We start from the raw sequence: 12734 nt of genomic DNA, 5'->3' as shown, positions 1-12734 counted from the left end.
TCCTATCTCTCCTTTTGGACTATAGTTTTACCAGATATATTTTTAAGCATCTCAATAATAATTTCTGAGCAATAATTCGCAGCAGTTTTCGCGAAGTCATCATAAGAAACTTGAGCTTCATCATCTGCGCTGTCAGAAATACATCGTATAACAAGAAACGGTATATCATTTATGTAGGCGACATGTCCAATTGCTGCCCCTTCCATTTCTGTACAATGAGGTGCATATTCATCTATTAATTTTGCCTTTAACTTTGAATCTTCAACAAAACATTCACCACTTACAATTCTTCCTTCGTGAGCTTGAATATTTGAACTATTACTGTTACATGCTTTACGTGCTAACTCTATCAATTCCTTACTTGCAATAAACTCCTCTTGAAACGGGAATAATTTTTTCATTTGATTTTTACTTACATCATGATGGGTAACGTTAGTTGAAATAACTAAATCGCCAACTTTTACACCTGGATGTAATCCACCAGCAACGCCCGTATTGATGATAGAGTCTACATTAAATTTATGAATTAATGTTTGCACACATGCAGCAGCATTTACTTTCCCTACACCAGAACGTGTAATAATTACTTCTGTTCCCATGAATTCTCCAATATAAAATGGCATTCCCGCAATTGTCTGTTCTTCTTGTATTACTAGCTTTTTTAAAAGTAAATCTATTTCAATTTGCATTGCTCCGATAATGCCGATTCTGTTCATGTATGTAGTCCCCTTTATTAATTAATCCCTTTAATCCTCTCAGACATAACCGATAATAAAAATTTCGGAAGTACAAGTTGTCGCTTTAATCTTTTCGGCTGTGAGAGTAACCTATACAGCCATTCAGTTCCAGTATCCCTCATTATTTTTGGTGCTCTTTTTACAGTACCAGATATTATATCAATCATACCTCCGATACCAATAGATAGCGGAACGTTTAATGTTTGTATGTTTTCATAGATGAACTCTTCTTGTTTTGGTGAGCCTAGTCCTACGAGTAGTAAATGCGGCTTGAACTGCTTAATTTTCATTTTTATTTCTTCTATTTCTTCACCATTTACAAATCCATGCTGTCCTTTAAATTGTGCTCCTGGGAACTGCTCATTTAATTTTTCTAATGCCTTTTTATTACTTTCTGGCGCAGCTCCAAAAAGAAAGACACGATATTCATTGTCGTTACAATATTTTATTAAATCGTGAGTTAAATCCGCCCCAGTAACACGTTCTTTCAAAGTTCCTTTTAATATTTTCGAGCCAATTATGACACCAATCCCATCCGCTGTTATTAAATCCGCAGATAGTAACATCTTTTTAAACTCCTTTGATTTTTCCGTATTTTCCTTTGCAGACATAACAATTTCAGGATTTGCAGTTACTACAAACCTTGGTTTCCCTTGTTGTTCATGTAGCCAACCTTTTAATAAACTTATAGCTTTTGCATATTCTAAAGTTGAAAAAGGTATACCTTTTATAAACTGCTGATCCACTGTACTCTCCCCTTACATAAGCTGCAAATATTCATCAATGTCTTTAGAAATTTGAATAAAAGCTTTATTCCAAAATTCATAATTTCTTATATCTATTTCAAAATGTTTTTTCATAAGCTCCTCTACTGGAGCCTTTCCTGTTTCTCGTAAGAACTCTTTATATTTCGAATGAAAAGTACTTTTACCTTCTTGAGCTATTTCTAATAAGCTAAAACTTACTAAATATCCAAATGTGTATGGATAATTGTAAAAAGGAATATCTGCTATATAAAATTGAATATATTTCATCCATACAAACGGCTGGTATTCACTTAAAGCTTTTCCATAAGCTTGTTTTTGTGCAATTATAGATAATTTCTCAATTTCATCAGCACTTAAAGGACCCTCTTTACATTTTTCATAAAATGTTTTTTCAAACTGATACGATGCTCGTATTGCCATTACATAATTAAAACTATTTCTTATTTTCCAGCTAAGTAATGACTTTTTCATATCTTTACTATCCGTTGTTTCAATTAGATAATTTAAGAGTACCGTTTCAAAGAAAATAGATGCTGATTCAGCCGTACTCATTGGCAAATAATCATCTAAAAAAGATGTAGATTGTTCAAAACTCATATTATAAAAATGCCAAGCATGTCCTAATTCATGAGCGAGCACTCTTACACTATCTATACTCCCATCATAACGAATGGAAATTCGCGATTCTTTCTCACTGAAAAATGGAGCACAAAACCCACCTGATGGTTTATTCTCTCTCGGTTCAGCATCTACCCAACCACTTTCTATCGCATTACGTGCAAATTCTGCTAATTCTTCATCAATATTCTTACATGCATCATAAACGTTTTGTATTGCTACTGAAAAAGGAATCATGACCTCATTACTTTCCTTTACCGTCATAAGTTCATGCCATGTAATTGAAGATTTTCCTTTCTTATACAAGTTTAAAGCACTTACTAATTTATCAAGGTTTTCTTCTGTCGCATTCCACATTTGGAATAATACAGTTTCTGAAATGCCATTCGCATGAAAAGATTGTGTTAAAATCTCTCTATCTTCTATTTCATTACTCTTTGCATTACGCAATCTCCCTATTTGATTTAATACAGTAGCAAAGATTTCTTTTTCCTTATGTAAAGTACTTGTAAGTAACTCGAATACTTCTAATCTTTCCTTTTCATTATCACTATTCATTGCAATAGTATTTGCTTGTCCAAAGGATAGTTGTTTATTATTGCGCTCTATTTCTATCCTATCCCGTAATTGTATGTACATATTTTCCCACACATTAAGCTCATCTTTTATTAACTTAGTATTATCTGAAGTTTCCACTTCATTATGTTTTATTACTTGCTGTAATTCATTTTTTAGTTCCTTCACTTTCACGGTCAATTTAGTAAGGTCAGATGGTACACTTTCTTCAACTGATCTACAGTACAAATAGTATTCTGCTTTTTCAATAGCTTGTATTAGCTTTGAAAGAACCTCTACATCTTTTGTTACAAAATATTTCTCTTTCAACTCCAAAATCGGAAATAGAATATCCTCATTCGAATACAATCGATTTAAATCCCATCTAGCAATTTCTTGCATTTTTATAGCCACCCCCTATTTTTACAAATAGTTACAGATATTTCTCCCCACACAATTATATATGAAATGGCAAAATTTTGATATCTTCAAATATTTAAATTCCTACAAATACATTCTTATTTATACTCTTTTCTTCTACCATTAAGTATCATTCCACATATAAAAAATACTCCCTCTACAAGAGAGCAATTCATATAGGAAAACTTCAAAGATTTTATCTTCACCAATACCATATCGACCGGTAATCACAGATTAAAGAAAAAAGGATTGATCAAATGATCAATCCTTTACTCTACTTCATTTAAGAAAAATAAAGTTATAACGCCAGGTCCTGTATGTGCTCCGATTGCTGCACCAATTGTATTTACGATAAATACTTCACAACCGAATCTTTCCGTAATTAATAATTTTAATGCTTCCGCTGTTTCTAAGTCATCACCATGAGTGATACCGATTGTTTGATCTTTAAGGTCTTTACCACGCTCTTCCATAATATCAACAATTCGGCTTAATACTTTCTTTTTCCCTCTTACCTTTTCAAGTGGTACAAGTTTTCCTTCTTCCACGTTTAAGATAGGCTTAATGTTTAGTAAACCACCGATAAAACCAGCTACTTTACTTAAACGTCCACCTCTAACAAGGTACTGTAAGTCAGCTACAGTGAAGATGTGCTCCATATGGTTCATTAGAAAAGCGACACGGTTTAAAATATCTTCTTTTGATGCGCCGTCTTTTGCCATTTTAGCAGCTTCTAAAACGACAAGACCTTGACCAAGCGAAGCGCATTTTGTATCAATAATTTCTAAATCTAAATCTGCATATGTTTCTTTTACTTCCTCTTTAATGACAACTGATGATTGATATGTACCAGACAGTTCAGATGAAAAAGCTAAATATATACAAGGATTACCTTCTTTTGCATAAGAAACAAATTTTTCTTGGAAAGTTTCAAGTGAAGGCAATGACGTTCTATAAACAGCGCCTTCTCTCATTTTTTGCAATAATGTAACTGACTCTAATGTTACTCCATCTAAATACTCTGTTTCTGCTTCATCATATACACGGAGTGGAATTAAATCAATATCATATGCTTGCAGCAATTCTACTGGTAAATCCGCCGCACTATCCGTAATGATTTTAACACTCATTTTTAAACCTCTATTCTGTTATAAATATAAAATAATAAAATAAAAATAGTACTTTTAAATTATATACGTAAAACTTAAATGAAGAAAGGAAAACACTTTATATTGTATGCACTATTCTTCAAAACTTGAACTATTAATGAAAATGATTCTATTTTAAACACCTTTTTCTTATTATTTTTCTATAACACGAGTAATTTTATAAGTATTTTGTATCAGCATATTTTAATTCTTTAACTTAATATTATCTTTTCAAATTTATACTGTTTAAAATTGAAAAGCCAAATCCAATAAAGGAAATGGCTTTTCAATTTTCATAAAATAACCAAACTTTATTTTCCATCACATTGTTTGTTTACATTCATACTTTGGTGATGTTGAATATTAGTCCAGTTATGATAAATATTTATAGCCTGTACTATAATTAAAACAGTGAATATTTACCTGTAAGATGCACTATATCTAAAAAAGGTTAAACATTTTATAAAATATTTAATTTTACTAGTAAAGCTAATAAAATTTGGAGAAGAATTTGAACATTTACTGCTATGTCTGTATCTGTAGTCGTAACTGTAACATTTCTAGAATTTCTAATAACAGTTTCTTGTTTATTAATTTGTTTAATAGATGATTTTTGAAACAATTCTTGTGCTACACGGTCAGCTTTTTCACTATCTGCTATAGAAATACTTATTATAACCACGATAGCTGCTTGTAATGCAGCTTGAATAGATAACGCAGCTTTTGTATCTGTAGTCGTAACTTCTACATCTGCTGAATCAACTATTGTAATAGATTCTTCAGAAATTTGGTAAGTTTTACTTTCTTGTGCTGCAGCTTCTGAAACGGTAGCATTTTTAAAAGATGGATGAGGATTTGAGGAGTCTAATGCACTCCACTTTTTATTTTCATCTGAATGACATGTTTTTTTCATACATTCACCCCCTTTCAATCTAAATAATTATTAACTTGTGATTGTATTTCAGAAACAATACTTTTAATTTGCTGCTTTTTTTCTGGCGATAAATTTTTTAGTTTTTCTTCATTTATCCCATGCCTATTAAAAATATCTGAGAGTAAAAGGTCTATAATTATATTCTTTTGATCCTTATCAAACTTAAAGGAAGAAAACTTATTTAAATCATCCATTTACAATATTCACTCCTATCAGTTTTCTATAAAAATTTAGATTAACTACCAGCATTATATGTATTTAAATAAAAAATGCTTGGACAAGTAACTTAATCTTTTATTTTCACGGCTTTTTACTAATAAAATCAAAAAGCTGTCTTCTAATACGAAGACAGCTTTCCTTTACTTCACATATATAAGTTTTATTCACTGTTAAATAATAGGTTCACCTTTGTTATTGTGTAGTTTTCCACACTTAATTTCCCATCAATCTTGAATATTAATTCGGTCATAATGAGAAAGTCCAAGCTTGTACCACATATTACAACAAAAAATATTTACTTAGTGTGAACCCTTATAGCTAAATATAAATATAAATAGGATAGACACTTTATAAAATGTTTAGTTTAACTAGTAACGCTAATAAAATTTGAAGCAGAATTTGAATATTCACTGCAATATCTGTATCAGTAGTTGTTACGGTTACGTTTCTGGAATTTTTAATAAATGTTTTTTGTCTATTAATTTGTTTAATAGATGATTTTTGAAACAATTCTTGTGTTATTTTATCTGCCTTTTCACTATCTGCTATAGCAATACTTACTACAACCACAATAGCTGCTTGTAACGCCGCTTGGATAGATAGTGCAGCTTTTGTATCTGTAGTCGTAACTTGTACATCTGCTGAATCTACTATTTCAATATATTCCTCAGAAACTTGATCGATTTCATCTGTTTGTATAGCTTCTTCTAAAAAATTTGCATTTTTACTAAATGAATAAGAATTCACTGATTCGGAATCCTGTTTTTTTGGTTCAGAACCCCGATTTAATGGATCACGTTTTTTCTTTCTTCTACAAACTTCACAATCACACATAAAATCACCCCTTTTAGTCTAAAAAATTAGCAATATAAAAATATTGGCTAACTACTAGCATTTTATGTATTTTTTTAAAAATTGTTTGGACAAGTAACTGAATTTATATTTTATTTCTAATTCTTTTTTGTAATAACAAAAAGCTGCCTTCTAATAAGAAGACAACCCTCTTTTATTTCACATTTATATAAAAGACCCATACTTAAATACACTTAACTTCATATGATATATTGCATCCTTTCTTTTTAGAATGAGTAGTCGTTACTGAAGGGCACTTTTCGAAGTGCTCTTATCTTTAATCCCCCTCTTTTTCAGGAAGAATTTTTTTTACTAAATCCTAATATGATTTGTATCACTAGGGCTGGCGATTACCACATTTCCTTAATAGCTTCAATGAATACAGTAGCTACTAATTAAAATAACCCTATGATTTTCTCTACACTTAAACAATCGTACGTTACCGAACACATAAACTAATTTTTATTTTGACTATGTAACACTAAATTCACAAGATTATTATCCTATGTTTGGTGAAGCCATGATTTCAATGCCAGCAATCCCACACTTTTAACTAATAACTTAAACAAATGTGCTATCTCAAGGTTCTTTTGATATAGTATCTTATGTTCTATATAATGAAGAGAGCGCTAGTATTCCGAAGGAGGATGTATATGAGTATTCAATTGGCCACATCTAACGATTTAGAATGGATTAATAACCAATATGACTCAATAGGATTTGTACGGAGTGATTTAAAGAGAGATAAAGTTGCAATTATTACATATAACAACGAGTATGCAGGTGTTGGCCGATTAGTCCAAATAGATGAAGATACTTTAGAAATGGGCGGAATTTTTATTCTGCCTCAATTTAGAGGGCTACAATTAGCTGGTGAGCTTGTTTCATTTTTAGTAGAAACTGCAAAAAAATCACAAATACAAAATGTATATTGTCTTCCTTTTGAGGAATTAGAAAACTTTTATAAGAAATATGGATATACTGAAGTCGATACTACGAAAGAAGCAGTCCATCCAATCATTCTAAAAAAATATAATTGGTGTTTGGAGAATTACGATAAACACGTTCTACTCTTCAAATTGTAAATGTAATAAAAAAATATATTCTCAATCGTTTTTCTATCAGTACTCCTAATTGGAGCTAAGGATTAATCAAAGATATTTTATCTCTCCTTTTATAAATGGCTGATTAAAACTCAATGTTCTGTCAATACTATAGGTAACATGATTGTATTTCTCCATTCCCCCTTGGAGAAGAGCAGTTAGCTTTTGCTAGCTGCTCTTTTATTTTTTCAAAAAGTCACATAAATATCTTTAATTCCAAACATTCAAAAGATAAAATATGATAAAATTGTTATGAAGATATTTACCAACTAATAAATACGCCCTAGACTTACGTACTAGGGCGTATTTATTTTTTAGTATGTAACTCCTTCACTCATCTATTATCTACAAAATAAGTATCATATGCCTTATCAAATTCATATCCTAACTTTTCTGCTAGTTTAGCAGCTGTAGTATTCGCTGCGTCCCAGTTTGGATACTTTCCATTTTCTAAGCAATCCAATATAATAGCTGCACTAACTACAGTTGCCAAGCCCTCTCTTCTATGATTGTGATCAGTCGCAACTTCAATTTCAATCCCGTCATTATAAATACTATACGAGGATGCACCGCATACAACTTCTCCGTTATATAAAATGCTATAACCTATACCACGGTTTATATAATCTTCTACCGAATGAAATTGACTTGTAAAATCTTCAGATATCTTATGTAATTTGGGGCTATTTGCGATATGCTCATCTATTCTTCTTAACTCATATTCTTTTGGAAGTGTTGATATAAAAGATTGTAATTTTGAACGATTAAAAACTTCTGGATTTCGTTTGAATTTATAACGTAAAAACTTATCTATTTTTCTTTCATGGAATGTTTCTAAGCGTTGTTTCCACTCTTCACTATTTACGATAACTAAAATTCTTTCTGGAATATTACGTAATAACTCTTCTGTTTCTTTCGTATTTGGGTCTCCAGCGTAAAATGTAAAAATCCCTACCGTAACTTGTGCTACTTTTGGATTTTCAAGGTCATTTACCCAAGCAGTACCCATATGCCCTTGTAAATAAGAAAGTAAAACAACGTTATTGAAATCCTCAAACATAGAAACTAGTTTTTTTCTTGTATGTATATTCGCTTCATATATCATTTACATTCCCGCCTTCTTTAGAATCAACTACTCTTAACATTTTCATGAGCGCTCCATAATTCGTATTCATATACATACCCACCTGTTCATCATAAAAGCAATTGACTATTAAATTAAAACTTCGAATATTTATAAAATATCAGTAAACATAAAATGATTATAACATCTACTAACTATGAAATGATCAACCTATAAAATAAGTCAACAATAAATATATTTCTTACCCGTTAACAAACGGTTTGAAGGACCAACATAATTAATTATGTAACAACCCTCAACAATAGTTTGAGGGTGCATTTAAATACATGTATTATAACTCATTTTTATAAATAAAAGATTCCGTCTCACCGTTCTTATATACTTTAGTCAATTTAACAACTGATTTGTACGTGTTAACGTCATCCTCTATCATTTTTTTATCTCTTCTATTTCGGCATCACCAGTTCCGCCCTCTATTTTTAAACAGTTCGAAATGGCAAGGTATCCGCTTGATGCCAATATAAAAATAAAAATCGTATCAGGAAAATTAATAAATAATAATCCGTAGTTTAAAGGGTCTCCAGCTGGATGTGATAAAAGTAATCGAAAACCTACCAGTTCAGGTACTTGAACAAAATCTCTAGAAACTCTCGGTTCACAACCCACTTACACTCCATCCCTTCTCTATATAGAATTGCTACTACATACATATAGGAAGAAAATAAGAAAAGCTTGGACAATATAACTTTAACGTAACATTATCGTTACCTACTCGTACATTTATATGGAAATCACACCAATTTTGAGTAAGGACACATAATTTTTACTATAAATACATATAACAATTTCATCTTTCATAAAAAAAACGTTATAATGAGGTGTAGCCTCTACGATTACGTTATAAAGGAGATTAAAATTATGGCTAAAATTAAAGTGTACCAAGCAAAAGAAGAAAATATGGATGCAGTAAAAAATATCATTGATGTTGAGGAACAAAACCCAACTGCTGAAAATTTACAAAATCTATATGCGTGTGTATTAGATACTGAAGATATGGCATTGCCTGAATCATATATTGAAGAAGATATCTTAATTGATTCTATTGAAGTTATGGTTAACGCTTCTCAAAGCAAAGTAAGAGACTTAGGCGCATACGATGTAATCGAAGTTCAAAACAAAGGCAAGAAAACGCAAATTTTATTACTTGCAGACGAAGAATACGAAATTATCGAAGGCTAATCTAACACCGTACATACGAAAAAGCTCCTTTCCAATTGGAAAGGAGCTTTTTCATTACGCTTTTGATGTTTCACTCTTTTTATTCATTTGTTCTTTCTTAATTACCATACGCTCATTTCCCATAAAGAAAATGAACATGAATGCTAATCCAGCTGGTACCAATGCCCACATGAATGTTTGAACAATTGAACTAGAAAGAGCGTCAATAATCTTATCTAATATTTGCGGAGGGATTTGAGATCTTGCCGATTCTGATAAAATGGCTCTTGAATCCCCTAATTTTGTATTCATTCCCCCGCTCATCCCTTTAAATGCTTCTTCTAATTGATCTTGGAAACCTGTTCTTTGGATCATTCCGAAGATTGTAATACCTAGTGTCATTCCTAATGAACGAATGAAGTTACTCGTTGAAGTTGCAGATCCACGCTGTTCCATACCGAAGTTATGAATTGAAGCCATACTTAGTACAGAGAATGAGAAACCTACTCCAAATCCGATAATAATCATATAAACCGTTAATAATGCACGACTTGTTTCTGGCGTTAATGTACTTAATAAGAATAATCCGATTAACATAATAACAGCAGAAATAATCATAATGTTTCGGTAGCTCAGCTTAGTCGTTAAAAATCCACCTAACTGCGCTGTTACGACTGATCCTAGCATCATAGGTAAAAGTAATAATCCTGAGTTTGTTGCAGTCCCGCCGTATACACCTTGAATGAATAACGGAATGTAAACAGTTGCTGACATAAATGCAGCACCGTAACATAATGCAATAATTGTACTCATTCCGAATAAGCGCTGCTTAAACATCTCAAATGAAATAATTGGTTCTTCTACTTTTCGTTCAATAAAAATGAATGCGATGATTAAAATAGCGAATCCACCAAATAAACTTAAAATAAAGCTAGAATCCCAATCATATTTTTGTCCGCCTAGTTCAAGCGCAAACATTAAAGAAACTACTGCACCAACTAAAGTAATTGCGCCAAACCAATCAATCTTTTGCTTTCTATGAACGCGTGATTCTTTATAAAAGAATGTAATAAAAATAAGTGCTAAAACGCCAAGTGGTAAGTTAATATAAAATACCCAGTGCCAGCTAATGTAATCGGTAATATATGCGCCAAGTAATGGCCCGAAAATACTAGATAATCCAAATACAGCTCCGAATAAACCACCCATTTTCCCGCGTTTTTCAGGTGGAAAAATATCAAAAACGATAGTAAACGCGATCGGCACTAATGCCCCGCCGCCAATACCTTGAATAGCACGATAAATACCTAACTGTGTAATATTTTCAGCAGTACCACAAAGTGCCGAACCAATCATAAAGACGATTAAACCGAAAATAAAGAATCTCTTTCTACCATACATATCTGATAGCTTACCGAAAATCGGCATGCCTGCCATTTCTGCGACCATATAGGCAGAAACGACCCATACAAAGTTTTCGAGGCCTCCTAAGTCACCAACGATTGTTCCCATCGCCGTTACAACAATGGTATTATCCATCGATGCCATTAAAATACCTAGCAATAAGCCCGCCACAACAAAGCCGAGCTTATTATTCTTCTCAACCATATCTCTTGCTCTCCCTCATACTACTTATATTTGTTTATGTTCTTTTACGACTGCATTACCTTTTTGATTAAAACTAGTATGATATTCTACAACACTAATTTCACATCCAGGACCAATTGTGACGTTGTTGCCTCTTACAACTTCAGCAATCGTATGTTCTAAATAGATATCATCTCCTTCAACAATCGAAGTTTGGAGGTTTCCAGCATGACTAGTAAAAGGAATAAATCTCGCTTTTTTACGAACGGTAATTTTTTTACCACCAATTTCTCTTACCTTACTGCCTTCATAACGAAGTGAGATTTGAATATTTTCAGCATTAAGTAATCCATCACTTTCAAGACCACCAGTTAATGATAAATCTTCTACTTCAATATCTCCCTTTACATTTAAAGCACCTTTTACATCTACGAAATCACCTGAAAACTTTCCTTCAATATTTATCATACCTCTAACTTTTGTTTTTTCAATATGAGCATCACCATGAATTTGTGTATTACCATATACTTTTACATATTCCGCATCTACATTTCCTTGTACTTCGTTATCTCCATACACGACATAGTTTTTCACTTTCACATTACCGTGTACATCACTCGTTCCGTACGTTTTAAACTCATTGCAACTCATATCATTCGTAATTGTTCCTTCACCGCGAATCTTCACTTTATTATAATCTCCGCCTGCTGAATTACCAGAACCATTTACTGTGAGACTATGTGGATGTTCCATACTGATTTCTCCCTTCCGTTAAACCTGCTTAATTTCTTTTACATTTGCATTTTTATCAACAGTAAGAACACCGGTATATTCAATCAGTTCAATCTCACAGTTTGCTCCTACTGTAACATTGTTTCCTCTTACCGTTCTTATGTGAGCATAATCAATATCGATATTGTCACCTTCTAATAGTTCAGCTTCTAACTGCAAGCCAAACACTGTTTTAAATAGTCGACTAAATGTACCTGATCTATGTCTTACTTTAATCGTTTGACCACCAATTTCTTTCGCTCGACATGTACCGTGAATATTTATATTAATTTCATCTGCGCTTAATAAACCACCGATTGTAAATTGTCCTTCTGAAGAAAAAGTATCCACTTCACAATTACCGTCAATTGTAGCTTGACCATTGACTTTAAATTCTTCACCAGTGACATTTCCACCTATCGTACCTTTTCCTGCAATTTTCAAACTGTTTGCTTTTACATTTTGCGTAATTGTTGCTTTTCCATCAATTCGCATCGTTTCAGCTTGAACTGTGCCATCAACTTTACCAGATCCGCTAATTCGTGCACTGCTACTTTTCAAATCGCCAGTAACTGCACCGTAACCGTTACATTCAAATTGCTCACATTCAACATTTCCATTCACAGTTCCTTTTCCGTTTAATTGCACTTTATGAAACTCGCCACCATTCGATGAACCGTAACCATTTATAATCAAATTATCTGTACGCATACTTTCTCCT

The 12734-nt window shown here is 32.3% G+C and carries 13 protein-coding genes and 1 pseudogene; 2 read left to right on the top strand and 12 right to left on the bottom strand.

Annotated features, from left to right (window positions below; genetic code table 11):
• Window positions 1-2: 2 nt before the first annotated feature.
• From ACTFR8_RS00430 to ACTFR8_RS00400, 7 genes are all read right to left on the bottom strand, one after another.
• Entirely contained in the window at window positions 3-716 is a 714-nt protein-coding gene (locus ACTFR8_RS00430; protein WP_001079732.1) for a 5'-methylthioadenosine/adenosylhomocysteine nucleosidase, read from the bottom strand.
• 17 nt (window positions 717-733) lie between these two features.
• On the bottom strand, window positions 734-1483 hold the full coding sequence (locus ACTFR8_RS00425; RefSeq protein WP_000372662.1) for a WecB/TagA/CpsF family glycosyltransferase: 750 nt from the start codon (window positions 1481-1483) through the stop codon (window positions 734-736).
• 12 nt (window positions 1484-1495) lie between these two features.
• Window positions 1496-3079, bottom strand: a complete 1584-nt coding sequence (locus ACTFR8_RS00420; protein WP_252209585.1) for a M3 family metallopeptidase — start codon at window positions 3077-3079, stop codon at window positions 1496-1498.
• A 287-nt stretch (window positions 3080-3366) separates the two neighbouring features.
• Window positions 3367-4227 (bottom strand): DegV family protein, encoded by an 861-nt coding sequence (locus ACTFR8_RS00415; RefSeq protein ID WP_063245530.1) that lies wholly within the window; start codon window positions 4225-4227, stop codon window positions 3367-3369.
• 478 nt (window positions 4228-4705) lie between these two features.
• Window positions 4706-5158, bottom strand: coding sequence for a spore coat protein (locus tag ACTFR8_RS00410; protein WP_000750485.1), 453 nt, complete (start codon window positions 5156-5158; stop codon window positions 4706-4708).
• A 14-nt stretch (window positions 5159-5172) separates the two neighbouring features.
• Window positions 5173-5373 (bottom strand): spore coat protein W, encoded by a 201-nt coding sequence (locus tag ACTFR8_RS00405; RefSeq protein ID WP_000342253.1) that lies wholly within the window; start codon window positions 5371-5373, stop codon window positions 5173-5175.
• 373 nt (window positions 5374-5746) lie between these two features.
• The gene (locus tag ACTFR8_RS00400; protein WP_098875571.1) at window positions 5747-6232 is read right to left on the bottom strand and encodes a spore coat protein; all 486 of its coding nucleotides are present in this window, start codon (window positions 6230-6232) and stop codon (window positions 5747-5749) included.
• Window positions 6233-6903: 671 nt separating this feature from the next.
• Here ACTFR8_RS00400 and ACTFR8_RS00395 point away from each other — a divergent pair.
• Window positions 6904-7335 carry a GNAT family N-acetyltransferase gene (locus tag ACTFR8_RS00395; RefSeq protein WP_000027151.1) on the top strand — a complete coding sequence of 144 codons (432 nt, stop codon included), beginning with the start codon at window positions 6904-6906 and terminating at the stop codon, window positions 7333-7335.
• 352 nt (window positions 7336-7687) lie between these two features.
• Here ACTFR8_RS00395 and ACTFR8_RS00390 read toward each other — a convergent pair whose 3' ends face one another.
• Together ACTFR8_RS00390 and ACTFR8_RS00385 are read right to left on the bottom strand one after the other, a co-directional pair.
• Window positions 7688-8458 carry a GNAT family N-acetyltransferase gene (locus ACTFR8_RS00390; RefSeq protein ID WP_000638730.1) on the bottom strand — a complete coding sequence of 257 codons (771 nt, stop codon included), beginning with the start codon at window positions 8456-8458 and terminating at the stop codon, window positions 7688-7690.
• 310 nt (window positions 8459-8768) lie between these two features.
• Window positions 8769-9094 (bottom strand): annotated as a pseudogene (locus tag ACTFR8_RS00385) (BC_2878 family exosporium-associated protein); the annotation flags it as partial.
• A gap of 261 nt (window positions 9095-9355) precedes the next feature.
• On the opposite strand from ACTFR8_RS00385, the gene ACTFR8_RS00380 reads away from it, so the two are divergent.
• Window positions 9356-9676, top strand: a complete 321-nt coding sequence (locus tag ACTFR8_RS00380) for a hypothetical protein (RefSeq protein WP_001062727.1) — start codon at window positions 9356-9358, stop codon at window positions 9674-9676.
• Between the two features lie 54 nt (window positions 9677-9730).
• On the opposite strand, the gene ACTFR8_RS00375 is transcribed toward ACTFR8_RS00380, so the two are convergent.
• From ACTFR8_RS00375 to ACTFR8_RS00365, 3 genes are read right to left on the bottom strand one after another with little or no spacing between them, the layout of a single operon-like run.
• Window positions 9731-11263 carry an MDR family MFS transporter gene (locus ACTFR8_RS00375; RefSeq protein WP_000229637.1) on the bottom strand — a complete coding sequence of 511 codons (1533 nt, stop codon included), beginning with the start codon at window positions 11261-11263 and terminating at the stop codon, window positions 9731-9733.
• 24 nt (window positions 11264-11287) lie between these two features.
• Complete coding sequence (locus ACTFR8_RS00370) at window positions 11288-11995, bottom strand: polymer-forming cytoskeletal protein (protein WP_098537174.1); 708 nt, start codon at window positions 11993-11995, stop codon at window positions 11288-11290.
• An 18-nt stretch (window positions 11996-12013) separates the two neighbouring features.
• Window positions 12014-12724, bottom strand: coding sequence for a bactofilin family protein (locus ACTFR8_RS00365; protein ID WP_001258385.1), 711 nt, complete (start codon window positions 12722-12724; stop codon window positions 12014-12016).
• Window positions 12725-12734 lie beyond the last annotated feature (10 nt).

It is taken from the genome of Bacillus cereus group sp. MYBK15-3 (genome assembly GCF_051916765.1).
In the GTDB taxonomy this organism is placed as follows: Bacteria; Bacillota; Bacilli; order Bacillales; family Bacillaceae_G; genus Bacillus_A; species Bacillus_A cereus.
Note: the sequence above shows the minus strand (reverse complement) of the source record. Positions and strands in the feature narration are given on the sequence as shown.

Coding starts and splice junctions, on each gene's coding strand:
- ACTFR8_RS00430 (WP_001079732.1), bottom strand. CDS start 716: ATGAACAGAATCGGCATTATCGGAGCAATGCAAATTGAAATAGATTTA.
- ACTFR8_RS00420 (WP_252209585.1), bottom strand. CDS start 3,079: ATGCAAGAAATTGCTAGATGGGATTTAAATCGATTGTATTCGAATGAG.
- ACTFR8_RS00415 (WP_063245530.1), bottom strand. CDS start 4,227: ATGAGTGTTAAAATCATTACGGATAGTGCGGCGGATTTACCAGTAGAA.
- ACTFR8_RS00410 (WP_000750485.1), bottom strand. CDS start 5,158: ATGAAAAAAACATGTCATTCAGATGAAAATAAAAAGTGGAGTGCATTA.
- ACTFR8_RS00405 (WP_000342253.1), bottom strand. CDS start 5,373: ATGGATGATTTAAATAAGTTTTCTTCCTTTAAGTTTGATAAGGATCAA.
- ACTFR8_RS00400 (WP_098875571.1), bottom strand. CDS start 6,232: ATGTGTGATTGTGAAGTTTGTAGAAGAAAGAAAAAACGTGATCCATTA.
- ACTFR8_RS00395 (WP_000027151.1), top strand. CDS start 6,904: ATGAGTATTCAATTGGCCACATCTAACGATTTAGAATGGATTAATAAC.
- ACTFR8_RS00390 (WP_000638730.1), bottom strand. CDS start 8,458: ATGATATATGAAGCGAATATACATACAAGAAAAAAACTAGTTTCTATG.
- ACTFR8_RS00380 (WP_001062727.1), top strand. CDS start 9,356: ATGGCTAAAATTAAAGTGTACCAAGCAAAAGAAGAAAATATGGATGCA.
- ACTFR8_RS00375 (WP_000229637.1), bottom strand. CDS start 11,263: ATGGTTGAGAAGAATAATAAGCTCGGCTTTGTTGTGGCGGGCTTATTG.
- ACTFR8_RS00370 (WP_098537174.1), bottom strand. CDS start 11,995: ATGGAACATCCACATAGTCTCACAGTAAATGGTTCTGGTAATTCAGCA.
- ACTFR8_RS00365 (WP_001258385.1), bottom strand. CDS start 12,724: ATGCGTACAGATAATTTGATTATAAATGGTTACGGTTCATCGAATGGT.